Annotated in this window: 23 protein-coding genes; 15 read left to right on the forward strand and 8 right to left on the reverse strand. The window is 43.1% G+C overall.

What is annotated here, in order from left to right:
• Positions 1–80: 80 nt before the first annotated feature.
• Positions 81–1,904 carry an acyl-CoA dehydrogenase C-terminal domain-containing protein gene (locus AC4MC0_RS01710; protein WP_335998437.1) on the reverse strand — a complete coding sequence of 608 codons (1,824 nt, stop codon included), beginning with the start codon at positions 1,902–1,904 and terminating at the stop codon, positions 81–83.
• A 231-nt stretch (positions 1,905–2,135) separates the two neighbouring features.
• Between AC4MC0_RS01710 and AC4MC0_RS01715 the strand changes: the two genes are divergently transcribed.
• Positions 2,136–4,565 (forward strand): hypothetical protein, encoded by a 2,430-nt coding sequence (locus AC4MC0_RS01715; RefSeq protein ID WP_335998436.1) that lies wholly within the window; start codon positions 2,136–2,138, stop codon positions 4,563–4,565.
• A 42-nt stretch (positions 4,566–4,607) separates the two neighbouring features.
• Here AC4MC0_RS01715 and aroE read toward each other — a convergent pair whose 3' ends face one another.
• The 3 genes from aroE to hemF form a co-directional block, all read right to left on the reverse strand.
• Entirely contained in the window at positions 4,608–5,396 is a 789-nt protein-coding gene (gene aroE / locus AC4MC0_RS01720) for a shikimate dehydrogenase (protein WP_335998435.1), read from the reverse strand.
• Between the two features lie 100 nt (positions 5,397–5,496).
• Entirely contained in the window at positions 5,497–5,703 is a 207-nt protein-coding gene (locus AC4MC0_RS01725) for a hypothetical protein (RefSeq protein WP_010327619.1), read from the reverse strand.
• A 286-nt stretch (positions 5,704–5,989) separates the two neighbouring features.
• Positions 5,990–6,931 carry an oxygen-dependent coproporphyrinogen oxidase gene (gene hemF, locus AC4MC0_RS01730; RefSeq protein WP_335998434.1) on the reverse strand — a complete coding sequence of 314 codons (942 nt, stop codon included), beginning with the start codon at positions 6,929–6,931 and terminating at the stop codon, positions 5,990–5,992.
• Between the two features lie 268 nt (positions 6,932–7,199).
• On the opposite strand from hemF, the gene hemN reads away from it, so the two are divergent.
• A complete protein-coding gene (gene hemN / locus AC4MC0_RS01735) occupies positions 7,200–8,564 on the forward strand; it encodes an oxygen-independent coproporphyrinogen III oxidase (RefSeq protein WP_418655261.1) in 1,365 nt (454 codons plus the stop codon).
• 59 nt (positions 8,565–8,623) lie between these two features.
• Here the strand turns inward: hemN and ribA are convergent, their stop codons facing one another.
• Positions 8,624–9,226 (reverse strand): GTP cyclohydrolase II, encoded by a 603-nt coding sequence (gene ribA / locus AC4MC0_RS01740; RefSeq protein ID WP_335998432.1) that lies wholly within the window; start codon positions 9,224–9,226, stop codon positions 8,624–8,626.
• A gap of 305 nt (positions 9,227–9,531) precedes the next feature.
• On the opposite strand from ribA, the gene dxs reads away from it, so the two are divergent.
• The 8 genes from dxs (at position 9,532) to AC4MC0_RS01780 (ending at position 18,686) form a co-directional block, all read left to right on the forward strand.
• Positions 9,532–11,433, forward strand: a complete 1,902-nt coding sequence (gene dxs, locus AC4MC0_RS01745) for a 1-deoxy-D-xylulose-5-phosphate synthase (RefSeq protein ID WP_335998431.1) — start codon at positions 9,532–9,534, stop codon at positions 11,431–11,433.
• 116 nt (positions 11,434–11,549) lie between these two features.
• A complete protein-coding gene (locus AC4MC0_RS01750) occupies positions 11,550–12,380 on the forward strand; it encodes an inositol monophosphatase family protein (RefSeq protein WP_004691373.1) in 831 nt (276 codons plus the stop codon).
• Between the two features lie 751 nt (positions 12,381–13,131).
• On the forward strand, positions 13,132–15,060 hold the full coding sequence (locus tag AC4MC0_RS01755) for a DEAD/DEAH box helicase (protein ID WP_335998430.1): 1,929 nt from the start codon (positions 13,132–13,134) through the stop codon (positions 15,058–15,060).
• A 402-nt stretch (positions 15,061–15,462) separates the two neighbouring features.
• Positions 15,463–16,281: an ABC transporter ATP-binding protein gene (locus AC4MC0_RS01760; RefSeq protein WP_114836553.1), complete on the forward strand. Its 819-nt coding sequence runs from the start codon at positions 15,463–15,465 to the stop codon at positions 16,279–16,281.
• Entirely contained in the window at positions 16,278–17,057 is a 780-nt protein-coding gene (gene mlaE, locus AC4MC0_RS01765) for a lipid asymmetry maintenance ABC transporter permease subunit MlaE (protein ID WP_004691368.1), read from the forward strand. The genes AC4MC0_RS01760 and mlaE overlap by 4 nt, the downstream gene beginning before the upstream one ends.
• Positions 17,057–17,731 carry an outer membrane lipid asymmetry maintenance protein MlaD gene (mlaD, locus tag AC4MC0_RS01770; protein WP_004691366.1) on the forward strand — a complete coding sequence of 225 codons (675 nt, stop codon included), beginning with the start codon at positions 17,057–17,059 and terminating at the stop codon, positions 17,729–17,731. Before mlaE ends, mlaD begins: the two co-directional genes overlap by 1 nt.
• Before the next feature lie 20 nt (positions 17,732–17,751).
• Positions 17,752–18,387 carry an MlaC/ttg2D family ABC transporter substrate-binding protein gene (locus AC4MC0_RS01775; RefSeq protein WP_087527364.1) on the forward strand — a complete coding sequence of 212 codons (636 nt, stop codon included), beginning with the start codon at positions 17,752–17,754 and terminating at the stop codon, positions 18,385–18,387.
• 11 nt (positions 18,388–18,398) lie between these two features.
• Positions 18,399–18,686: an STAS domain-containing protein gene (locus AC4MC0_RS01780; RefSeq protein WP_004691363.1), complete on the forward strand. Its 288-nt coding sequence runs from the start codon at positions 18,399–18,401 to the stop codon at positions 18,684–18,686.
• Between the two features lie 81 nt (positions 18,687–18,767).
• Here AC4MC0_RS01780 and AC4MC0_RS01785 read toward each other — a convergent pair whose 3' ends face one another.
• Positions 18,768–19,781, reverse strand: coding sequence for a CorA family divalent cation transporter (locus tag AC4MC0_RS01785; protein WP_004691361.1), 1,014 nt, complete (start codon positions 19,779–19,781; stop codon positions 18,768–18,770).
• 152 nt (positions 19,782–19,933) lie between these two features.
• On the opposite strand from AC4MC0_RS01785, the gene AC4MC0_RS01790 reads away from it, so the two are divergent.
• Both AC4MC0_RS01790 and AC4MC0_RS01795 read left to right on the forward strand, forming a co-directional pair.
• Positions 19,934–20,533: an LOG family protein gene (locus AC4MC0_RS01790; protein WP_004977937.1), complete on the forward strand. Its 600-nt coding sequence runs from the start codon at positions 19,934–19,936 to the stop codon at positions 20,531–20,533.
• The gene (locus tag AC4MC0_RS01795; RefSeq protein ID WP_335998429.1) at positions 20,530–20,934 is read left to right on the forward strand and encodes an NUDIX hydrolase; all 405 of its coding nucleotides are present in this window, start codon (positions 20,530–20,532) and stop codon (positions 20,932–20,934) included. Before AC4MC0_RS01790 ends, AC4MC0_RS01795 begins: the two co-directional genes overlap by 4 nt.
• Here AC4MC0_RS01795 and AC4MC0_RS01800 read toward each other — a convergent pair whose 3' ends face one another.
• Complete coding sequence (locus AC4MC0_RS01800) at positions 20,935–21,582, reverse strand: ComF family protein (RefSeq protein ID WP_335998428.1); 648 nt, start codon at positions 21,580–21,582, stop codon at positions 20,935–20,937.
• Positions 21,569–23,614 (reverse strand): ATP-dependent DNA helicase RecG, encoded by a 2,046-nt coding sequence (recG, locus tag AC4MC0_RS01805; RefSeq protein WP_335998427.1) that lies wholly within the window; start codon positions 23,612–23,614, stop codon positions 21,569–21,571. Before recG ends, AC4MC0_RS01800 begins: the two co-directional genes overlap by 14 nt.
• 33 nt (positions 23,615–23,647) lie before the next feature.
• Here recG and AC4MC0_RS01810 point away from each other — a divergent pair, with 33 nt between their 5' ends.
• From AC4MC0_RS01810 to AC4MC0_RS01820, 3 genes are all read left to right on the forward strand, one after another.
• Positions 23,648–24,463 (forward strand): NAD-dependent epimerase/dehydratase family protein, encoded by an 816-nt coding sequence (locus tag AC4MC0_RS01810; RefSeq protein ID WP_335998426.1) that lies wholly within the window; start codon positions 23,648–23,650, stop codon positions 24,461–24,463.
• Positions 24,464–24,655: 192 nt separating this feature from the next.
• Positions 24,656–24,889: a DUF6500 family protein gene (locus AC4MC0_RS01815; RefSeq protein WP_234966548.1), complete on the forward strand. Its 234-nt coding sequence runs from the start codon at positions 24,656–24,658 to the stop codon at positions 24,887–24,889.
• Positions 24,890–25,073: 184 nt separating this feature from the next.
• Positions 25,074–25,451 (forward strand): hypothetical protein, encoded by a 378-nt coding sequence (locus AC4MC0_RS01820; RefSeq protein ID WP_335998425.1) that lies wholly within the window; start codon positions 25,074–25,076, stop codon positions 25,449–25,451.
• Positions 25,452–25,529: the final 78 nt, after the last annotated feature.

The following is a 25,529-nucleotide window of genomic DNA, read 5'->3' on the forward strand; positions in this document are numbered from 1 at the left end:
AAAACACCACCGAATTTTAAGGTCAGACAGGAAATAAAAAGAGCGCCTAGGCGCTCTTTTTATGGGTCTAATACTGTTAGTTAGTAGTCAAAGCTAAAGTGTTCAGGTGCTAACGAAGTCATGGTTTTTGAAGGATTGACCATTGCTTCAGCATGTCCTTGGGTACGTGGTAATAAACGTTCGAAATAGAAGTCTGCAACTTTAATTTTTGCTTTATAGAATTCAGCAGATTCTTTGCCATCACCAGAAGCCAATTTTTCTGAAGCTACAGCCGCTTGTTGTGCCCAGAAATACGCCATCATCACATAGCCAGAGAACATCAAGAAATCGACAGAAGCTGAAGATACCACGTCACGGTCTTTACGAGCTGCCAGCATAATGCGAACAGTTAAGGCATTCCACTGTGCGCATACTTTGGTTAAGTCCCATGCAAAACGACGCATGTATTTGTTGCGTGCCTGTTGACCACAAAATTTTAAAATTTCAGTGGTGTAGTCGCGAATCACTTTACCTTTAGAGGTCAGAAGTACTTTACGACCAATTAAGTCCAGTGCTTGAACACCTGTTGTGCCTTCATATAGTGTCGCAATACGTGCGTCACGTGCAATTTGCTCCATACCCCATTCTTTAATGTAGCCATGACCGCCATAAACTTGCATACCGTGGTTTGCAGCTTCCAAGCCCAATTCAGTTAAGAAGCCTTTTAAAATTGGGGTATAGAATCCTAAGTGATCATCATGTGCTTCAAATGCAGCAGTATCGCCACGCTCAAGTGCATCGGCCATTTTGTCTGCAATTTGTGCTGCATAATAAATCATTGAACGACCGCCTTCAGCAATCGCTTTTTGTGTCAGTAACATACGGCGAACGTCAGCATGGTGAATAATGGCATCAGCGACTTTTTCAGGGTCTTTCTTGCCAGAAAGTGCACGCATCGACATACGTTCTTTGGCATATGGAAGTGCACCTTGGAAAGAAAGCTCAGCATGTGCAATACCTTGAATTGCCGTACCGATACGTGCGGTGTTCATAAAGGTAAACATGGCATGTAAGCCTTTGTTTGGCTCACCAATTAAGTAACCGACAGCATTGTCAAAGTTCAGCACTGCGGTTGCAGAAGCGCGAATCCCCATCTTATGTTCAATTGAACCACAGGTCACAGGGTTACGTTCACCAAGGCTACTGTCTGCATTGACCAAGAATTTAGGCACAATGAACAGTGAAATTCCTTTGGTGCCTGCAGGTGCATCTGGAAGTCGAGCAAGTACGATGTGAATGATGTTTTCAGTTAAATCTTGCTCACCTGCAGAGATGAAGATTTTGGTGCCTGAGATGTTATAAGTGCCATCGGCATTTAATTCTGCTTTGGTCTTTACTTGGCCTAAGTCGGTGCCACACTGAGGTTCAGTTAAACACATGGTACCAGACCATGTACCTGCCACTAAGTTCGGCATATACAGATTTTTCTGTTCGTCTGTACCAAACTGTAAAATGGTATTCATACAGCCGATGCTTAAACCTGGGTACATTTGGAAAGACCAGTTTGCGGTGCCCATCATTTCCGATTTAATCAGATTTAAAGATTGAGGCAGGTTCTGACCGCCAAATTCTTCAGGGAAAGACAAACCTTGCCAGCCACCTTGGACAAACTGGTCATAAGCGTCTTTGAAGCCTTTTGGTGTTTTCACTTCACCATTGTCGAAGGTACAACCTTCTTCATCGCCCGATTGGTTTAAAGGAGATAAAATATTTTCACAAAAATCTGCTGCGCCTTCTAAGATCATATCTACCGTATCAGCGTCGGCAGCTTCACTATTCGATAGGGTTTGATAATGTGCAGGATAGTCCAGCACTTCATTCATTAAGAAGCGAATATCATGTAAGGGAGCTTTATATGCAGGCATGTGTGTAATCCTAATTTAGAAATAGTATTGGATTATTTAAATCGATCATTTCATTATTCACACATCGTATCAAAATACATTGATAGATCCGACTTGAGAAAATGTCAGAAAGGCGAATTGGTAGATAAAATCATCAATCTAAAAAGACAGTTCTGTTACACTGACTCGGTGGTCTTTTGATCATGTACTTTTTTAATAAACTATAATTAACTCAGGTTTTCAGCAAGTATTATGCGCTTAAAATATATAACACTTTGTTTATTGGGTTTTAGTATCAGTGGGTGTACTCAGCATGTCATTAAATCCAATGCCTCTTCAGATCAGCAGCTCGGGCAACAAGCCACGCATGGTCTTAATGCCATGTTTGAAAATGCTAGCTATGATTTTAAAGGTCAGTTCTCTATTCAATCTGACTTTAATTTTAATGAGTCCAAGCCAAAGACTCAGCCAAATTCTAAGTCGAATACTCAGTCAAATGGGACGAACTTAGATCCAGAGTTGAAAAAACAATTAGATCAACTATTAAAAAATCAAAAGATTTCCTTTACCACCAAAGAAAAACAAGCCTTATATGATGCACTTGCGCGTGAACAAAATCCGTATGCATCGTTGTATGGCAGTGGAGAATCACGTTCTGCTAAGGTTCAAATCGCAGAGTCTTTGGTAAATTTACTCAATGACTTACAGTTTAGTTATCAAGGTTCTGTGCATTTCCGTCAAAAATTGGCAGCATTGACTTTACAGTTAAGTTATCAAAAACCAACCCTACAAGTGCAAGCACAGTTGCCGATGGTGGTTGATTTTAATGATTATAAATTTTACACCAACTACTTTGCCTTTATGCCGTTCATGGTGAATCGTGAAAGTCAGGATCGTTTTACATACATTGACTTTTCTAAGCATAAAGACGCATTCGGTCATATTGATTTTAAAAAGTTTGCTGAATACTTAAAGCAAATGAATGCACTGCCATATGCTTTGGCAGAGCCAAATCAGGTGCATAGTGTTGATTTAAGCAAGTCAGAAAAAGAAGCTGGGCTAAGCAAAAAAATTCGCTATATGGGTGACTTAGAAACAGCACAAGTACAATTGGGTTTGTTTGAATACGTCAATAAACTGCACTATACCCAACAGATACAAGCTTTTGATGCTGAGCGTCTGATTGAAGATGCTGCAAAAACACCAAGCGCAGCGGATGAAGCAATGCAGGCGGCGAAAGAAGCAGAGATTGCTGCAAGTAGCGCAAGTGAAGACCCGGCCTATGATTCACTCGAACGTGTCAGTCATTTGGTAAACCAAAAAATGCAGAACCTGAGTGGTTATGGGCAGAGTGATGAACAAGAGATTGTTGTAGATGCCGCTGCCGATGCTACGGTTGATGCAGCAGCAGATGTGGCTTATGCGCAGGCCGCGACAGAAGATGCGGATGAGACAGCAACTGAAGTGTCTGCTTCTGTAGCACCAAATACACTATCTGAAGAAGCTTGCGATGCGCTCATCAACAGCAAGAACATTCCTATTGGTAAAGTGACCGCATGCCGTGATTATCAAGATATTGATGTACTTGCACCTAAAGTAACCAATCAATCTGTAGATGAAGAGAGCTTTGGACAAGCAGCGACCAATGTTTTGGAAGAGTTGAAACCACTCTTTAGCGCGTATCAAACAGAACAACTGGTAGACGCACAAGGCTTTAAACAACTTTGGCAAAAACATCAGGCTGAAATTACACCGATCATGGCACAGCTGGGTAGCGAGCGTTCACCGTTTGTGATGGATGTTGGACTCGACCAAAAAGGTCGTGCGCAAAACATGGATTACAACATTGTGATTAGCGATGAGCAAATTGGTAAGCTACAAATTAAGAGCACCAATCAGGTGTTTAATTATGGCAGTGCGACAGCCATTGACCGTCAAGCTTTAAGAAATGCCAAATCGATTGAGGAAGTGTCTAAAGGTTCATTACTGGAAAATGTAGTGAAAGGCATGCTGGGTCCGTTAGGTGCAGACTCATCAAGTACAGAGAGCGCATCATCAAGCACAACAGAATTACCTAAGGCTATTTCAGATTATTACCAGCAGGCAGCGCAGCAAAGCTATGCACGTCATCATTCTGAAGTTAAAGCGTATCAAGCGGTATTTGCTTTGATGTTTGCCGCACAACGTCCAGAGTATATTCGTTACTATAGCTCAGCGACCATCAATGAAATTTCAGAAGTGTATGCCTATGAGTTCATGGATGTTGCAGAGCCGAAGGGTGCAGCACTTAAGCGTCTGACTCAGCTACGTCAAAAACATGCTTTACAGCACGAACAAGACTTTGATGAGCTGGGAGAAAGTATCGCCAATATTGTTAATGATGCACTGGAAGATGTACAAGAAAATCAGCATTGGAAGGATTTGGCGAAGAAATACAAAACCAAGCAAGCGGTCTTTGCTCAGGTCTATCAAGACAAATTTACCGATACCTATGAGATTGGCCAAGAGCAAACTGCATATTTGACTCAGTCTGCACAAGTCTTTGCTAAAGCATTTGCAGATGACCTAAAAGGTCAATTGACAGAAAAATCGTTGCAAGGTTTGAAGCTTGAACATGATGACTTCTTTAGCGATTCGACCTATTACGAGACCTATAAAGCCGTACAGAAACACATGAACTAATCTGAAAAAAGAACCTCTGCGGAGGTTCTTTTTTATTTGTGCTTATAAAAAATCTTTCAGATTGGGTTTGACGCTATTCCAAATTGAAAAAGATTCAATCGCCTGACCCACGAGCATGCCGTAGCCTTCAGAGGTGGGGACGCCGCGAGCTTTGGCTTGATCTAAAAAGGTTGAGGGTTTGCCATAGGCCATTTCATACGCATGTTGAAATTGCAGGGTTTCTGGCAGAACGAGGGCATCGCCGCTTAGGCTGGCAGAGGTTGCATTAATCACCAAGTCAAACTGACCTTCGAGTGCCTCTAAGCTGATGGCTTGCAATGTGGCTTGCGGTACAGCTGTTTTTAAGTCAGCAACCAGTTGCTCAGCACGGGCAAGGGTACGATTGGCAATCACAATTTTTTTCACCCCTGCTTGGACCAGTGGATAAATGACGCCGCGAGTTGCACCACCTGCACCGATGATCAGTACATCAGTTTGCTCTAAGCTCCAGTCCAACGCACGAATGGCATCGACTAATCCTTGTCCATCGGTGTTATCACCATGTAATTGACCATCGACCATCCACAGCGTATTGACTGCTTTTGCGATTTTAGCGCGTTCAGTGAGGACTGTGCAGGCTGCAAAGGCTTGTTCTTTAAATGGAACTGTGACGTTTAGACCTATGCCACCGTGGGAGAAAAATTCTTGGATGTTGGCGAGGAAGCCATCGAGTGGCGCAAGACGTTTACTATAGTTGAGGTCGAGCCCCATTTTTTGTGCAAACGCATGGTGAAGTTCAGGTGAGCGAGACTGCTCAATTGGGTTGCCAATGACAGCGAATTGTTTGCTCATCGCACCAAATCCATGTGAGAAATGCTGTTCAATATACGGCAAATTACACGCAGGCTAAAGCGTTCAGTGGTTTTTTATCAACAGAGAAAAGAAAGGCGGCTTATGGATTACAGATGCTGTGAATCGCATCAAACAATAATTTTGCTGCGGTCAGGGTTAAGCCGATACCTGCAAATACGGTGATGCTGATGGATGCATTGTCATTAAACGCACTTTCAGAAAAAATAGTGGTACTGATCGAGCTTAGCAATACAATAGCAAAGCAGAAAAGAACCATGGTGGTTGAGCTAACTCTTTTTGCGAACATGTTTGGGACCTCAGAGAACAGCAAAGGAGGATACTAAAGGTTGATGTCATTAAAGTGAATACATTGAAAATGACTTAATTTAGCTTACGGTTTTTGCGAACTTAAAAGAACCCAATTGCTGTTTTAAACCTGTGACAATGCTTTAATAAATGCAAAGAAATGACGCTTTGTGTAGTGGTCATTCTACGAGGAATTGATCGGGAAATATATAAAATTTAATATATAAGCTGCCCTAATCTGGTGAAAAGGGCATGCGTGGGGGATATAGAATTGTAAGCCTGTGTGTCTATTTGAGTAGCTTGAGCCAATCTTGGGGTTTCAGGTAAAAGTCGGTCAATTTTTTCTCAGCAGAATCGGCCTCCCATTCAGGTCGATATGACCAACCCGCCAAATTCGGCAAGCTCACTAAAATCGATTCAATCCGGCCACCTGTTTGTAAACCAAAGAGCGTGCCGCGGTCATAAACTAAGTTATATTCGACATAACGACCACGACGATAGATTTGAAAGTCGCGCTGTGCCTCGCTATAAGGCTTGTCTTGGTTACGCTGGAAGATTGGGAGAATGGCGTTGAGGTAGCCATTGCCCACGGCTTGGATATATTGGAAACAGGTTTCAAAGTCCCATTGATTGAGATCATCAAAGAACAATCCACCGACACCACGTTGTTCGTCACGGTGTTTTAAATAGAAGTAGTCATCACACCATTGTTTATGTTCGGCATAGACTTCAGCGCCAAAGGGCGCACATAAGTCATGCGCTGTCTGATGCCATGACAGCACATCTTCATCATTTGGGTAAAATGGAGTGAGATCGAAGCCCCCTCCAAACCACCAAATTGGATCTTGGCCTTCTTTTTCAGCCACGAATAAGCGCACATTGGCATGTGAAGTCGGGATATTTGGATTTTTTGGATGAATCACTAAAGAAACACCCATGGCCTGTGCTTTGGCACCTGCAATTTGCGGATGGCGCTCAGTCGCTGAAGCGGGGAGTTTAGAAATGTTGATGTGTGAGAACATCACTCCACCTTTTTCAATCACCGTACCATTTTGCAGTACGCGTGAACGACCCCCACCGCCTTCATGACGCTCCCAATCATCTATTTCAAACTGCGCAGTCCCGCCACCAGCACGTTCTTGTTGTTCAAGTGCGGCACAAATACGAGCCTGTAAGTCGAGGAGAAATTCGCGAACGCGTTGGATATCCGCAGACGTTGGGTGCTGCATGAAAAGCCTCATGGGAAAAGATGAAAACTGATTACATCAAAACATAAAACAGCAAAAAGATTAAGAATATTTTCCGAAGAGTCCTACCGCAGCATTCACTGTTGTGAAGCAAGTTAAAAATGAAAATGCTGCTATGTGCAAAATAACCTGACCAATTTGCTAGGTTGAATTCTGATTCTAAGCTCAGCAGAATAACCACAGTACAGACCCGAGTTTGGCGATGCAGAATAGGCTGCATCTTCTGAATACGGAAGAGCTGATGGTAAATATGAGCGATTCATTGATTCAAAAATACAATGTTCCTGGTCCACGTTATACCAGTTATCCAACGGTGCCGTATTGGGAAGAGGCGCAGTTTTCCTTAAATCAATGGAAACAGACGCTGAAAACATCGTTTGCTGAATCGAATTCAACGGAAGGTATAAGTCTGTATATTCATCTGCCTTTTTGCGAAAGTCTCTGTACGTTTTGTGGCTGCCACAAACGGGTGACCAAAAAGCATGAGATGGAGCAGCCTTATATTCAGGCTGTTTTAAAGGAATGGTCTCTTTATTGTGAATGGCTTGAAGAAAAGCCGCGCATTAAAGAAATTCATTTGGGTGGCGGAACGCCAACTTTCTTTTCTCCAGCGCATTTAACTCAGTTAATTGAAGGCATCCTTGCGCAAGCAGAGATTGCCGAGCAGTATGAGTTTAGCTTTGAAGGGCATCCGAACAATACTACGCGGGAGCATTTGCAAGCCCTGTATGACTTGGGCTTTCGCCGTGTTAGTTATGGGGTACAGGATTATAATGAAAGCGTACAAAAAGCCATTCATCGGATACAGCCTTTTGAACATGTCGAGCAAGTGACGCAGTGGGCACGTGAAATAGGCTATAGCTCAATTTCACATGATTTGGTCTTTGGTCTGCCTTTTCAAAACCTAGATGATGTGCTCAACACCATTGATCAAACCAATCGTTTACGTCCAGACCGTTTGGCATTTTATAGTTATGCGCATGTGCCATGGATCAAAGGCAATGGGCAACGTGGTTTTAAAGATCATGATGTGCCGAAAGATGAAATAAAACGGCAGTGCTATGAGGAAGGAAAAAAGAAGCTGCTTGCACAAGGTTATCATGAAATTGGTATGGATCATTTTGCTTTAGAAAGTGATGCCATGTATCAATCATTTCAGGCAGGCATTCTGCATCGCAATTTTATGGGTTACACCGCATCGAAAACTCAAGTGATGATTGGTTTAGGGATTTCATCGATCAGCGACAGTTGGTATAGCTTTGCGCAAAATGAAAAAAAACTCGAAGATTATTATGCGCGACTGGAAAACAATGAACTTCCTGTCTATCGCGGGCATATTTTGAGTGCTGAAGATCTGATGATTCGTCGTCACATTTTAAATTTAATGTGTAGCTTTCAAACGTCGTGGGCAGAATCAGATATGCAATTTCCGGAATTGGCTGAGGTCTTGAGACAACTGGAAGAAATGCGGGACGATGGTTTATTAGAGATTAAGCCACAGAGCTTACGAGTAACTGAGCAGGGCAAAGCCTTTGTACGCAACATTTGTATGGCGTTCGATTTGCATTTAAAACGCCGTCGACCTGAGAGTCGTATTTTCTCCATGACCATCTAATCTGATTGAAGCGCTCTAAACCGGCTTTTTCAAGTAGGCTTAGAGCAAATGATTAAATTTTAAAAATCATCTTTCTTGTACAAGTGTGCCATGCGTTCATGTTTGGTTTTTAAATATTCTTCATTGAAAGGATTTAAACCGACCGTCAATGGTACACGATCCACCACATTGATCCCTTGCTCTTGCAGTGCTGCAATCTTCAATGGATTGTTGGTAATCAAACGGACTTGTTGAATATTTAAATGCTCCAACATAATGCTGACCATGTCATAACGACGTGCATCGGCAGGTAGGTTGAGCATCAGGTTGGCATCGACCGTGTCATGCCCTTGATCTTGTAGCGCATAAGCACGAATTTTATTGGTAAGCCCAATGCCACGACCTTCTTGGCGCAAATACAGAATCACGCCTTGCCCAGCTTCATTAATCAGTTTTTGCGTGGCTTGCAATTGTGGGCCACAGTCACATTTCAAGGACGCAAAGGCATCGCCCGTGAGACATTCGGAATGAACACGGACTAAAACGGGTTCAATGATCGGCTGATCCAAACCTTTTGAGAGTGCAACATGTTCTTCACCGGTCTTAGGATCTTGAAATACGGTGATGTTAAACTCACCAAAAGCAGTCGGTAAACGGGATGTGGCAACAAATTCAATAGGCACAGCTAAACCTGTAAATAGTTCAGAAATTGGCTAAAGTATAGCGTAATGCATCGACATTGGTAGAATTGCATCCACGAATTTATGCAGAAGATTTTCTTTTTTGTATAAAGCGAACGATAATAGTTGATAAATAGTAAGATTATTCAGGATAATCACCTGCACTAAACGAACACCCAGTGAGAGCACTGCTCAAAACTGCATCGCTAGAAATATGGCTGATTGAAGGTGATAGCATTCGACGATATGATCGAATTACCCATTTGACCTAGCTAGATTTGCCAGGCTTTAGAAGGCTTTGCCATATTATGTTGTATACAGAAATACCAGCTCATCGCCCTGTAACACCGTTGTTGGATACGATTGATCATCCTCAACAACTTCGCTCGCTTGAGCAAAGTCAATTAGCACAAGTGGCAGACGAGCTACGTCAATTTATTCTGTATGCCGCAGGACAAAGTGGGGGGCACTTTGGTGCAAACCTCGGTGTAGTCGAGCTCACCGTGGCATTACATTATTGCTTCAACACGCCGAATGACCGCTTAATTTGGGATGTCGGTCATCAAGCTTATCCGCATAAAGCATTAACGGGCCGCCGTGAACAGCTCACGACTATTCGTGCCAAAGATGGTTTAGCTGCCTTTCCTGCGCGTGATGAATCGGTATTTGATACCTTTGGAGTCGGACATTCTTCGACTGCGATTTCAGCAGGCCTTGGTATGGCGCTGGCACGTCGTTATCAAAACAATCCATGTGAAGTGGTCGCGATCATTGGCGATGGGGCGATGACAGCGGGTATGGCCTTTGAAGCTATGAACGATGCAGTCGCGCATGATGCGGACCTGATGGTGGTGTTGAATGACAATGATATGTCGATTTCATGCAGCACAGGTGGTTTTGCTAAACATTTGGCTTCGATTTGGGAAAGTGGTCAGTCCATTAATATTTCAGCAGATGGTGAAGCTTATGTGCAGCCACATCCTGAATGGACCTATAACTCACGCTTACATAGCGCAGCGACAGATGCGGCCGATAACGTCTTTAAAGCGATTGGTTTTGATTACTTTGGGCCTTTTGATGGGCACGATGTTGAGCAGTTGACACAAGTCTTTACCGCATTGAAAAAACGTAAAGGGCCACGTTTAATTCATGTTTATACCAAAAAAGGCAAAGGCTTTGCACCTGCTGAAGCTGACCAAATTAAATATCACGCGATTACAAAAATAAATGCAAAGTCTGCTCCGCAAACGGCGCCCAAATATTCAGATGTCTTTGGTCAATGGTTATGTGATGAAGCCGCGCAAGATGAGCGCTTACTGGCGATTACCCCTGCCATGTGCGAAGGCTCAGGTATGGTAGGTTTTGCTAAACAGTATCCACAGCGCTTTTTTGATGTCGCGATTGCAGAACAGCATGCTGTAACTTTGGCGGCGGGTATGGCATGTGAAGGCTTAAAACCTGTGGTGGCCATTTACTCTACCTTCTTGCAACGCGGCTATGATCAATTGATTCATGATGTGGCCCTGCAAAATCTAGATGTTACCTTTGGTATCGACCGTGCAGGCTTAGTGGGTGAAGATGGCCCGACTCATGCTGGGGCCTATGACTATGCCTTTATGCGCACCGTACCGAATTTGGTGATTATGGCGCCTAAAGACGAAAATGAATGTCGTCAAATGTTGCATACTGCTTATTTATATAATGGTCCTGCTGCAGTGCGTTACCCGCGTGGCAATGGTCTCGGTGTTGAAATTCAACAACAGATGACCCCGATGGAAATTGGTCAGGCTGAAATTGTAGCGAGCTTTAATGATGCCCAAGACGACGTTATTAGCATTCTCGCTTTTGGTAGTCGTGTTCAGGCCGCAGTAGAGGCAGCACAGAAATTAGCTGAACAAGATTTGGCGGTTCGTGTGGTGAATATGCGCTTTGTTAAACCGCTTGATGAAAAGATGATAGCGACTTTAGCACCATCAACGGCTTTATTTGTTACGGTTGAAGAACATGCTGTGATGGCGGGTGCGGGTAGTGCAGTCAATGAATATTTGGCACAGGCTCAAATCATGAAACCGATGTTAAATCTCGGTTTAGCGGATATATTCATGCATCAAGCCACACATGCGCAAATGTTACATCAGGCAGGACTAGATGCAGAAGGCATTGAAAGCTCGGTGCGCCAAGCATGGTCAAAACTTGTACACATGGTTTAAGCACCGTTTTTAAATTTTAGAAACATTTTTTCCCTAAAAGCCCCGATCTTTGATAAGATGCGCGGGCTTTTATGCATTATTCTTTATCAATATCTTCAAATTGTAGTGGGTGTTCAATGGAACCTATGGTGGTGATGGCTGCGCGTGCGGCTCAATTAGTCGGTCAAGAGCTTTTAAAAGCGCATCAAAATCGTCATAAGCTCGATCTACAAGTCGAAGAAAAAGGAATTGATGGTCCTGTAACGCGTGTAGACCGTTATTTGGAACAATTGGCTATCGATACCCTACGTAAAAGCTATAAAAATCACAGCTTCCTTGGTGAAGAGTTTGGTTTTCAAGAAGGTAAAGGTCACGACGCAGATTGGTGTTGGATCATCGACCCACTTGATGGCACTCTAAACTTCATTAACGGTGTTCCTCACTTCTGTATCTCTATTGCAGTTCAACATAAAGGCATTACTCAACACGGCGTAATTTACGACCCTGTGAAAGATGAGTTGTTCTCTGCAAGTCGTGGTCGTGGTGCCATGATGAACCAACGCCGTATTCGTGTAAATGTGAAAGACAGCCTTGAAAATACATTCATGTCTGTGGGTCATGCTTACCGTGCAAAACGTAATGGTGAAGTGATTTCTTATGCAAAAAATCATTTTGATTCATTGTTAAATGTGACTGAAGCTGGCGCGCAATACCGTCGTACAGGTTCTGCAGCATTAGATTTGGCATATGTTGCAGCAGGTCGTTTCGATGCGTACTTCGAACTTGGCTTAAAGCCTTGGGATATCGCAGCTGGTGAGTTGATCGTGAAAGAAGCGGGCGGTACAGTAGTTGATGCACGTGGTGGTAGCGAATCTATGGAAAATGGCCAAGTACTGGCATGTTCTATGAAAATGTTGAAACCTCTGATGAAAGCAGTTGTACCTGCTTGGGGTGAAGCTGCTAAGTAATAGTATGCAGATCGTGTTTTAAGACATTGAAAAAGCTCTCAGAAGAGGGCTTTTTCTTTGATAAGGATAAAAAAAGTAAAGGCCTTTGTGGTGATTTACTTTATGGCTTTGCCCTCTATAGATGGTAAAATATAGGCTGTGCCAGAGTCTGATCACCTCTTAATGAAGATCGCGCTATACAGAAATAAAGTAGGTTGAAATTAGACAGCGTATAGACACCTATTTAAGCTTGCTGTGTGTAATGTTCATTACAGGTCAGATAGCATGTCAAATCACGGCAGCATTAGAGCAATAGCTAGTACAATTAATTGCGTCATATGGCTCATAGTTGAGGGGTAGAACGTAGAATGCTATTCAATATTTTTCTAGATGGTCAAAAAAATTAAAGTGAAAACCTGCATTTATTCAATCTTTGAGGAAAATATTGTATCAATTTCACGAAAAGAGGTGACTTTTAAAAATATCCTGCTATACTCCGCCCACGCACTAAATTTCGTTCATTACCTGAACATTCTCTTCTATCATTGTGTATGCGCGTCCGGTCCAAAGAGAGGACATTATTTCGCGCCCCACCCAATCGCTTAAGCGATTCCTTCAGGTTGCGGCTGTAATCAAATGTGCGTTATACGCATCGTCGTTCTCGGATCGCCGCTGATTCTATATTTTCAGCGATTATTGCTGTGCCGCTTTTTGCCGATGTCCATCAGACCATATATTTAATGGAGCACCCATTTTTCGGGTGAAATACTCTATGAGCAAAACTTTTGCTGATTTTCCTTTACATGAATCGTTACAACAAGCTTTACAAAGCTTAGGTTTTACTTCTCCTACGCCTGTACAGGAACAATCTATTCCTGCAGCTTTAGAAGGTAAAGACCTTTTAGTATCTAGCCAAACAGGTTCAGGTAAAACTGCTGCGTTCTTACTTCCAACGTTAAACGCACTTGCAGCCCAAGAGACTTTCGTTCCGTTCAAAGAACGTATGAAAGCAATTACACAACCGAATATCTTGGTTCTTTGCCCAACTCGTGAGTTAGCGCAGCAAGTAAGCCAAGACGCGATTGGTTTTGTCCGTCACATGAAAGGTGCACGTATTGCGGCGATCATGGGTGGTATGCCGTTTGGTAAGCAAATCCAACAGTTAAAAGGTGCGCAAGTTGTTGTTGCAACACCAGGTCGTTTACTTGACCTTGTAAACCGTCGTCAAATTAAATTAGACCAAGTTGATGCGCTTATTGTTGACGAAGCAGATCGTATGCTAGATCTAGGTTTCTCTGAAGACTTAGAAGCAATTAGCGATCTTGCTGCAAACCGTAAACAGACTTTAATGTTCTCTGCAACATTTGCTGGTCGTATCATTACACTTGCTGAACGCATGATGAATGATCCACAACGGATTGCAATCGAAACTGGTCACTCTACGAATACTGACATCACTCAGACTTTACACTGGACTGATGGCTTTGAGCACAAGAAAAAATTACTAACGCATTGGTTAAGTGCTGAAGACGTAGATCAAGCTGTTGTATTTGCTTCTACTCAAGAAGACACCGATATGTTGGCTGAAGAACTTGCTGAAGCAGGTTTATCAGTTGTAGCACTTCATGGTGCTATGCCACAAACTGTGCGTAACCGTCGTTTACGTAGCATCCGTGAAGGTCGTGCAAAAATTTTAGTTGCAACCGACGTTGCTGCACGTGGTCTTGACGTACCAACCATTTCACACGTAATCAACTTCGGTCTTCCAATGAAGAACGAAGACTATGTACACCGTATTGGTCGTACAGGTCGTGCGGGTCGTACTGGTAAAGCAATCACTTTAGCAACTTACCGTGAACGCGGTAAAATCCGTGCTTTAGAAGATTTCTTAGATGCACGTTTGAATGTATCTGAAATTGAAGGTCTTGAGCCATCTCCACCTCCTGCACGCGGTAGTCGTGATGGCGGCGGTCGTGGTCGTGATGGCGGCGGTCGTGGTCGTGATGGCGGCGGTCGTGGTCGCGGTGGTTTCGGTGGTCGCGATGGCGGCGGTCGTGCTCGTTTCGAAGGTGAGTCTAACTTTAAACGTCGTGAAGGTGGTGATGACCGTCCACGTCGTAGCTACGATGACAAACCTCGTGGTGATCGTCCATCATTTGGTGGTGAAGATCGTCCACGTCGTGAGTTTAATAATGATCGTCCACGTCGTGAAGGCGGTTTCGGTGATCGTCCGCAACGTTCTTTTGATGACCGTCCAAAACGTGATTTTGGTGATCGTCCAGCGCCACGTCGTGAAGGCGGTTTCGGTGATCGTCCGCAACGTTCTTTTGATGATCGTCCAAAGCGTGAATTCAACTCTGATCGTCCACGTCGCGAAGGCGGTTTCAACGATAAGCCACGTTTTGACGCGAATGATGACAACCGCGGTAACCGTGTAGACTATAAACCACGTCGTGAAGGTTCTTTTGGTGACCGTCCAAAACGTGATTTTGGTGATCGTCCAGCGCCACGTCGTGAAGGTGGTTTTGGCGACCGTCCACAACGCTCTTTTGGTGATGACCGTCCAAAACGCACTTTCGGTGGTGAAGACCGTCCTAAGCGTACTTTTGGTGGCGAAGACCGTCCTAAGCGTGAATTTAATTCAGATCGTCCACGTACTGAAGGTGGTTTTGACCGCCCACGTCGTAAGTTTAACGACTAATTCTGAATGAATAAAAAAACCAGTGGAAACACTGGTTTTTTTTTGTCTACGGCTGTAAAAAAATAAATTAAAATGTATACTGAGTCATATTTTAATTGTATTGATAATAATGATGCACAATAATGAGGTTGAATCAATCGTCACACTCTCTGACGTGAAAGAGGTCAATATGGCACATTATCTCGGACTCTTTTTGCTGATTTGCAACATTCTTTTCTTTGTCTATAGTCGTTATGGATGAAGTATTTCATCTTATGTAGTTTGTTTTCGCCGTTCAAATAAATATAAATACAACCAACTGAAATCAATTCGTGCACAAAATTAGACACGTAATACGCTAACATATCGTTTTTTAATCCTTTATAGTATGCATGCTGAAAAAATGCAGGAAAACGCACAGCTATGAATAATCAAGCGCCTCTGACTGCTCAAGCCCTCATTGAGGTCAAAAACCTGAGCTTTAAGCGAGGGGAACGTGTCATTTATGATCAGGTCAATTTAAAAATTCGACAAGGTCAAATTACGGGCATTATGGGACCATCGGGTACAGGTAAAACCACTTTACTACGTTTAATTGGCGGTCAATTGACGCCTGACCAAGGTGAAGTGCTTTTTGATGGGCAAAATATTGCGAAAATGTCACGCAAAGAGTTATTCGCTGCGCGTGCGCGTATGGGTATGCTTTTTCAAAGTGGCGCATTGTTTACCGATATGTCGGTGTATGAAAATGTGGCCTTTCCGATAAGAGCACATACCAAGCTGCCTGAGCATTTACTGTCAGAAATTATATCTTTAAAACTAGAATCTGTCGGTTTACGTGGCGCAGAACAGATGATGCCTTCTGAGCTCTCAGGCGGGATGAACCGTCGTGTGGCTTTGGCACGTGCAATTGCGCTAGATCCTGAGCTGATCATGTACGATGAGCCATTTGCAGGACAAGATCCAATTGTGAAAGGTGTACTGACACGTCTGATTCGATCATTGCGAGAAGCTCTTGATTTAACAACAATTATTGTTTCACATGACGTGGCTGAAACCTTATCGATCGCAGACTATATCTATGTTGTTGCTGAAGGTAAAGTGCAAGGTGAAGGCACGCCTGAACAATTGCAGGCGAATGCTTCTCCGTTTGTTAAACAGTTTTTAACAGGTGCAGTTGAAGGGCCTGTCGATTATCAATTTAGCCATAAGGCATATCTAAATACTGAGGTGCAAGCATGAATGCGATAGCACTCTTAGGTCGACGCGTGATTGAACGGGTTCGCGGCATTGGTGTTGCCAGCCTGATGTTATTACAAATTTTATTTTCGATGCCCACTGCTTTAGGTGTTCGGTTATTTGTTTACCAAATGTACCGTGTTGGGGTGTTATCACTGCTTATTATTGTGGTGTCAGGGCTATTTATTGGCGCGGTACTGGGCTTACAGATGTATAGCATCTTGGTGACCTTTGGTAGTGAAGCGATGCTGGGTACAGCAGTTGCGTTAACCTTACTTCGTGAGTTAGCACCTGTAGTTGCAGCATTGCTGTTTGCAGGTCGTGCAGGTTCTGCATTAACGGCTGAGATTGGCTTAATGAAAGCCACAGAGCAGCTGTCCAGTATGGAAATGATCGGGGTTGATCCACTTAAACGAGTAATCTCACCGCGACTTTGGGCCGGTATTTTCAGTTTACCGATGTTGTCTGTCATTTTCGCTGCGGTGGGGATTATGGGTGGTAAAATGGTAGGGGTAGACTTCTTGGGTGCAGATGAAGGTTCTTACTGGAGTGGCATTCAAAGTAGCGTAGAGTTCTATAAAGATGTCCTGAATGGCACCATCATTAAAAGTTTTGTTTTTGCTTTAATTTGTACATGGATTGCGGTGTATCAAGGCTATGCCTGTGAACCGACATCTGAAGGTATTGCGACATCAACCACACGCACTGTGGTGTATTCATCGCTCTGTGTTTTAGGTTTTGATTTTGTGTTGACTGCGGTCATGTTTGGAGGTGTTTAATGAAATCACGTGCAAGTGAGCTGGCAGTCGGCATATTTGTCATTTTATTCGGTATCGCGTTGTTTTTTATCGCGATGCGTGTGAGTGGCTTGGTGGGATCGAATCTCAGTGATCGCTATGAAATGAGTGCAACCTTCGATAACGTAAATGGTTTAAAACCACGTGCTAAAGTGACGATGAGTGGGGTAAAAATTGGTCAAGTCGATCAAATAAGCTTAGACCCTGTGACACGTTTAGCGACCGTTTCTTTTTCTTTGGATGGTAAATTAACGACCTTTAATGCAGCACAACTCAAAGAAGTTGAAAAGAATGCACTTGAAGAGCTTCGTTACAGTAGCGACTATACCGCTGCGGATGCTGCGCAACAAAAAGAAATGGAAAAGCAACTTATTGCGAACATGAAGTCCATCACCAGCATTGATGAAGATGCTTATATTATGGTGGCAACCAATGGTCTGCTAGGGGAGAAGTACTTGAAAATTGTTCCAGGGGGTGGTTTGAACTACGTGAAACGTGGTGAAAGCATTGGCAATACCCAAGGCACAATGGACCTAGAAGACTTAATTACTAAATTTATTACGGGCGGTGCAGGTAAATCGAAAGATGCTTCAGCAACAACTGAGCAACCTGAAACTGCTGAAACAGCAGATGCCAACGTGTCATTTGTTGAATGATTTGAAGAGGACCAATTGTAGTGAATACTTTATTGAAACAAACACTGACAGCTAGCATTTTAACTACAATGTTTGCGGGTACTGCTTTTGCAGCACCAAGTGAAGCACCACCTGCTTTTGTTAAAAAAGTGGCAGATGGTTTGATTGCGCGTTTAAAAGCGGATCATGCCAAACTCCAAAACAACCCAGCTGCGGTGAAAACGATTGTTCGTCAAAACTTAGACCCATATGTGGATTCACAAGCATTTTCACGTATTGTGATGGGGACTTATGCAACCAATCAATACAGTACAGCTGCACAACGCGCGAAGTTTGAAAATAATTTCCGTGAAACACTGATTGAAAATTACGGTTCTGCATTCGCGAAATTCAGCAATCAGACATATACCATCCGTCCGTATAAAGAAACGAACAGCAAAAACCCTGTGGTGACGATCGACTTTAATAACAAAGGCGAAAAAATCCCAGTGTCTTTCCAGTTAGCGGATAAAGGCAACCAATGGAAAATCCGTAATATCAATGTGTCGGGTATCGACCTTGGTTTACAGTTCCGTAATCAGTTCGCGGCAACAGTTAAACGTAATGGCGGCGACCTAGATAAAGCGATTGCAAATTTCCAACCTGATGCAGAAGCAGCGGTTGAAAAGAAAAAATAAGTAGGTGAAAGGTGATTAACTTTAGCAATCAGGAAATGCAGCTTTCAGGTCAGATTACATATGACAATGCTGAAAGCTACTATCAACAAGGTCTGAAGGTGATTCAGTCACAGTCTTATCCTGTGGTGGTGAATTTGGCCCAGCTTGAGCATGGTAGTACATTGGCACTGGCGGTTTTGGTGCGTTGGTTACGTCAAACACCCGATGCACATAGTTTACATTTTAAAGCTGTACCTGAGAAAATGATGAAAGTGATTCAAGCCTGTCATTTACAGGATGACTTAAAGTTAATCCCTTAAATAAAAAAAGCACCCTACGGTGCTTTTTTTATTTATTGCGTTTATGAAATCTATTAGGAAAGGCAGTGTTTTAACGTGTACTCAAATCCATTTTTTCCAGCGGAAGTAAATGAGCGGACCAATCAGGAACGCCATTAAGATCAGGCTCACCACAATAAAACTGGTGCCGCCTTTGGCAAAAGGCAACACGTCGGTGTTCATGCCGTAAATACTGGCAATCAGCATCGGTGGAGCGAGCATACTGGGTAAGATAGAGAAGCGACGAATTGTGTCATTCTGCTCGGTGTTAATGAAGCCTGAAGTGGTGTCCAGTAAGAATCGCACTTTTTGGAACAAGAAGGCATCGTGCTCAACCAGTGAGCGAACGTCTTCACTGAGCTCTCGAATGTCTGCATCATAAATATGACTGCCTAAAGCACGCGGGCGTGATAAAAAGGTCAGCACACGACGTAAGTCAATCAAACACAGCTGTGCTTTTCCAAGCATATCTTCCAAGTGGGCCAGACGTGTAATCATGTCATCTAAGTCGAGAATCATCTCACGGTGACGGTTATTCAGCACTTCTGTGGAATACTTTTCCAAGTCCTTGTGGATATCTTCTAAGATATCCGCAAGCTCGTCCAGCTTCGCCTCGAGCAAACCGAGTAAGATCCACGTTGGATCTTTATAGTCAATTTCGTAGTCATTGCGGCGCGCACGCGCACGAAAGGCACGGAACGCCACCAGTTTTTCCCCGCGAAGGGTAAAGAGACGTTCTTTATGTAAAATGAAAGCGACAGTTTGTACCGTGGCAAGGGCACCGCTGCTTTCCTCAGGTTCACCATCGACTTGATAGTTTTTATTTTTCGTTAAAAAATACGTACTGATATGCAAAATACCGTCGTCATCACGGTAGAATCGAGCTGAAGATGAAATGTCTTCGAGTGATTTTAGCGTAGGTAAATTTTGTTCATATGCATCTAAAATCCACTGTTGTTCTTCTTGGGAGGGAGCAATGAGGTCAAGCCAGACCAAATCGGGCTGAAGATCAAAATCGCCATTAATGGTGATGTCTTCTAAGCTACCGCGCTCTGTGGCGTAAAAGGCTTCAAGCATGCCGTCTTTCTCCTTTGCGCAGTAATGGTTGAAGTGGATGGGTGTATTTTAGACAAGGATTGCAATAAAAACACTGATCGAATGGTTAAATTGCTAAAAAATATCCATTCATTTTAGTGAAGTTGCATGACAATTAAATATCAGAGTAAAAAATGACAAATTCAATTGCGATCTTTTGTGGTTCCGCATTAGGTTCAGATCAAATCTTTTCCGAAACAGCACGGCAGGTTGGACACACCATTGCAGAACAAGGCAAAACCTTAGTCTATGGTGGTGGTCGTTCGGGCTTAATGGGTATTGTGGCAGACAGTGCTTTAGAGGCAGGTGGTCAAGTGATTGGCGTGATTCCACACGTGCTGGTGGATCGTGAGTTGGCGCATCAAGGCCTGACCGAGTTACATGTCGTCAAAGACATGCAAGAGCGTAAACTGAAAATGTCAGCCTTATCGGATGGATTTATTGCAATGCCTGGCGGCGCAGGGACTTTAGAAGAAATTTTTGAACAATGGACGTGGGCGCAGCTCGGCATTCACCTTAAGCCGAATGCCTTTTTAAATGTAAATGGCTTTTATGATGATTTACTTAAATTTCTGAAGATGACCACCGACAAAGGCTTTACCCATGCACGCTTTACCGACAGCCTGATTGTATCGGATTCGGTGAAAGCAATTTTAAAGCAGATGGATCAGTTCCAAGCACCTGAACCGAAGTGGGGCATGGTTGATCCTGAGTTGTTGGATGTCAAAGCATGAAGGTGATTACGGTCGCTGCGGCTATTATTGTGAATGAACAGCAGCAGCTTTTATTGGTGCGCAAGCAAAACACCGCATGTTTTATGCAAGTGGGCGGTAAGCTTGAGCCCAATGAAGCACCTGAGCAAACCATGCTGCGTGAGATTCGGGAGGAAATTGGAAGTGATGCGACGATTGAACAGTTTGTTGGTCATTTTGAAACAGCCACCGCCAATGAACCTGATTTTAAATTGGTGAGCTATGTTTACCATGTTCAGCTTCAGCAAGCGCCACAAATTGCGGCTGAAATTGCAGAAATGAAATGGGTCAGTTTGAATGACCAGCAGACTGCACTTGCACCGCTAACCACTGAGGTGGTCATGCCATGGGTACGTGAACATTTGATGATTGACGTAGTCTAATTATTCAAGTGCATAGGCAATACACGCGGCGCTGACTTTATGACAACCCAATTGTTCAAGTTGTAAAGTCAGTGCCTGAATGGAGCTGCCTGTGGTCACGACATCATCCAAAATCAAAACACGCCGGTAGAGTTTTGCATACTGACGTTGCTGTGGATCGATTTTAAACTGTTGATGAATTTGATCTAAGCGTTCCAGTCGACTGAGTCCTTTTTGTGAATGTTGATGCAGTCGTATCACAGGTTGCCAAATGGGAACATTTAACTGCTTGGCTAAGTCTTTGGCGAGGATCATTGATTGGTTGTAGCCACGTTCCGCTAAACGCTGGGTCGAAATCGGCATTGGAACAATTGCTTGTACTTTAGGTAAGTGAATTTGCTGAAGAATACCAGACAGTAGAGGTTGCCAATGCAGTTGTTGTTCATATTTAAACTGCTGAATCAGATGATCTAAAGGATATTGATACTGCCCTGCGACATGAATGCTCAGCTCTTGTTTTTCAACGGTCTGTGGATGCAGTGGAAGTTGTTGCCAGCAGTCCAGACAGACCGAATGCAGATCTGCGCGTACAATGCCACACAACTGACAAGGCTGTACTTTGTGTAGCATCTGTTTGGCGGTGTGTAATAAATGACTAAACATAGGCATAGCGTGGTGCTTCAGGCAGCCAGCGTTTCAGTAAGGCTTCAGCATTTTGTGGATAGTCTTTTAAAATCTGAGCTGCGACAAAATGGGCTTGATTGAGCAAATGATCATCGCGTTCTAGTTTCGCCACACGAAAGCCCATATCACCCGTTTGTTTGGTACCGAGCAATTCACCAGGGCCACGAATTTCCAAATCTTTTTCGGCAATTAAAAAGCCATCATTGGTTTCCCGCATGACGCGTAAGCGTTCTTGTCCATTTTGAGACAGCGGGCTTTTATATAACAGAGCGCAAAAGCTAGCCTTGGCACCTCGACCAACACGGCCACGTAATTGGTGTAATTGAGAGAGTCCTAAACGTTCCGCATTTTCAATCACCATGATCGAGGCATTTGGTACATCGACCCCCACTTCAATCACTGTGGTCGCAATTAAGAGTTGTAATTCATTGGTTTTAAACTGTTGCATCACTGTTTGTTTTTCATCAGCCTTCATTTTGCCATGTACAAGACCAATGTTTAGCTCGGGAAAACGCTCTTTAATTTCTAAATAGGTTGCTTCAGCGGCTTGAGCATCTAAGGTTTCAGACTCTTCAACCAAAGTGCAGACCCAGTAGGCTTGTTTGCCTTCTAGACAGTTACTGGCAATGCGCTGTAGTACTTCTTCACGGCGGTCGAGTGGAATGGTCACGGTTTGAATTGGCGTTCGTCCGGGTGGAAGTTCATCAATCACGGACGTGTCTAAGTCTCCATAGGCAGACATGGCTAAAGTTCGTGGAATCGGCGTTGCGGTCATGACCAATTGATGTGGGGTCATATTCTGCGCACCTTTATTACGCAGGGCTAAGCGCTGATCGACCCCGAAGCGGTGCTGCTCATCAATAATGACTAATCCAAGTTTGGCAAAGCGGACATTGTCTTGAAACAGGGCGTGTGTACCCACCACCAGATGCGCTGTGCCATCGACAATCGCTTGTTCGGCTGCGGCACGGGCTTTGCCTTTTTGTTTACCTGAAAGCCAAGATACACTGAGTCCCAAAGGCTCAAACCATTTTTTAAAATTGAGATAGTGTTGTTCCGCCAAAATTTCAGTCGGTGCCATTAACGCCACTTGCCAACCGTCTTCTAAGGCATGACAGGCTGCGACTCCAGCGACCAAGGTTTTGCCTGCGCCGACATCGCCTTGAACCAAACGTAACATCGGTTTATTGAGTTTTAAGTCTTGTACAATTTCTTTGGAGACACGCTTTTGTGCATTGGTCATTTCAAAAGGTAGGCTGCTGAGCAGTTGTTTGGCAAACTGACGACTGGCAGAAATACGCGGCGCTTCAATTTGTTGGATATAGGCGCGACGGCTTAATAGACTGACCTGATGCGCAACCAACTCTTCAAAAATCAAACGTTGCTGGGCAGGGTGTGAGCCTTGGCTCAGTTGCAGCATATTGGCATCTACAGGAGGATGATGGATGTAATCCAACGCCTGTTTAAGTGCATAGCCATTGGTAAATTTTGCAGGTAGCAGTTCAGGTAAATCATCACTGTGCTTGGCTAAAGCCTGTTTGATGTATTCACGAAATTTAGGCTGAGTCAGACCTTCTGTGCTGGGGTAAATCGCAGTCAGTTGGGTTTGTGGAAGCGGCGTATGTTCTGTAATAAGTTGAATTTCGGGATGATACATTTCCAAGCCACGCGCACCCACACGGACTTCACCAAAAATGCGTAGACGATTACCGATCTTTGCACGGTCCGTTAAGCCTTTATAAATATGGTAAAAGCGCAAAGTCACTTTGCCAAAGTCATCTTGCAGTCCAATCGCCATTGATTTACGTTTACCCGGCGGAAAGTCCACGCCTTGAATCGTTCCTTCGAGTAGGTAGCTACGCCCAACCGTTAATTGGTTCATGGAGATGATCGTGCTACGATCTTCATAGTCTCGTGGCAGATGAAACAGCAGATCATCTGTAGTGAAGAGATTCAACTTTTCAAGTAGTGCAGCAGAGGCAGCTCCGACCCCCTGCAACTGATGGACTGCAGCCATGTCCCCTCAACTTTGTCTGTGATTTGGTGCTAAATGCATATTTTATTTATAGGTTATGGTAAAACATCTCAGCGTGTTGCTAAACAGTTATTTCAGCAAGGCCACCAAATTACCACAATTAGCCGAAGTACGAAATCAGATGATTGGGCTGAGCATTTGACTCAAGATATTCATCAGTTGGATTTGTCTCAAGTCGCACCGATTGATGCCGTATATGTCTTACTCTCGCCTGAGAGCAGTACGGTGGAGTCGTATCAGCGAACTTTTATAGACTCGATTGCACCCATGCGGCATGCCTTAAAAAGTCATCCTTTAAAAAAAGTGATCGTGGTTTCTTCTACACGTGTCTATGGTGAAAGTGCAGGTGAGCGAGTGGATGATGACACGTGTCCCCAACCGAGCGATGCGCAAGGGCAGGTGCTATTAAATATGGAAACTTTGTGGCAACAGGCTTATCCATCTGAATGTGTGATTGTACGTCCAACGGGAATTTATGGGACTTCAGTTGCACGTATGATTAAACTTGCAGAAACCACAAAAGCTTATCCCAAACTGCATTGGTCAAATCGAATTCATGTTGAGGATTTGGCTGCTTTTCTAGCTCAATTGCTTCACGTGGAACATGCTGAAAAATCTTATATTTGTAGCAATAGCCGACCATTGCCTTTACATGAAATCATTCAATGGTTTCAACAGCAGTTAGGACTACCAGCTTTGGTTTTGGAAAGTGATGTGCCGTCAGGCAAGCGAATTTATGCTACACGGATGCAGCAGATGAATTTTGAATTACAACATCCGCATTGTTTTGATGATTATTTGGCGTTGTTAGCAGAGGGTGAGTCAAAATAATTTTTTACTTCCACTAAATGAAAAATGTGAAGCATCGTTTGGAAAATGGCTGTGGAACGTGAAGAATCATGACAAATCCGTTCCAGTGCGCTTAACCCTAGAATGGCTTTTATTAAGATATTGATGCTTATAGGAAAATTTTAAGAATTTCGTATAAGGTGTATTATGTTAATTTTAGAGAAAGCTAAAAATATGAGAAAAGAGTTAAGAGAAATATTTATTCATGGATGTAATGAGAAAATTGAGAAAAAAGGAGATAGCGTAGGTTTATCTTTCTATGCTTTTTTCAAGAATAAAAATGATAATCCTGAGCTTTTAATGGAAGCAGCCAATTGGTGGATCATGCAACATAAATTAGATCATTTCGAAAAAGCCGTAAAAATTAAAGCTCTTGTTTTAAGTGAGTCTTCGCCTAACTTAACATAATGGCTGTTATACGAACAGCAAGAAGCCTAGATCCAGATCGTAGTTTTAAAATTTGGATCTATTTTTTCTTCTACTCGTTGTACATACTTTTACTATCGTTATATTAGTAATCAATAAAATCCATTTAAGTCCAATAAGTATATGTTTATAATAGGGATAATAAAATTAATATATTGTGATTGATATGTCATTAAGTTCAAAAAAAATAGTCGAGTTTTCTATACTTGCTATATTAGGTTTTACACTTTATTTCGGGGTTACCACTTACTATAATTGGAAATACAAACAGGCGTTAAAATCTGGTAATCAAATTCGTGAGTGTGGTGAATTTATTGAAAAAACAGAAATCGTCAAAGAGCGCTTTGGACGATCGGATAGTATTGAACCGATCTATACCTTCAAGAACTCACAAGGCAATTTATTCAGTTTTAGTGGTAGTAAACAAGTCATCAAGCACTTACCTAGACTTAATACATTACAACCACAACAGGCTATTTGCTTCCAATATGCAACGATATCGAAAGATAAAAATGATTTCTTCCCTCTCACCAATCTTTACTAAAAATTAGCTTATTTAACATAAATCTCTTATTCAAAATAGATTTTAATTTTTATTCATAGACTTACAGCATAGGTACCT

The sequence above is a fragment of the Acinetobacter sp. CAU_H_S139_7 genome, assembly GCF_058599305.1.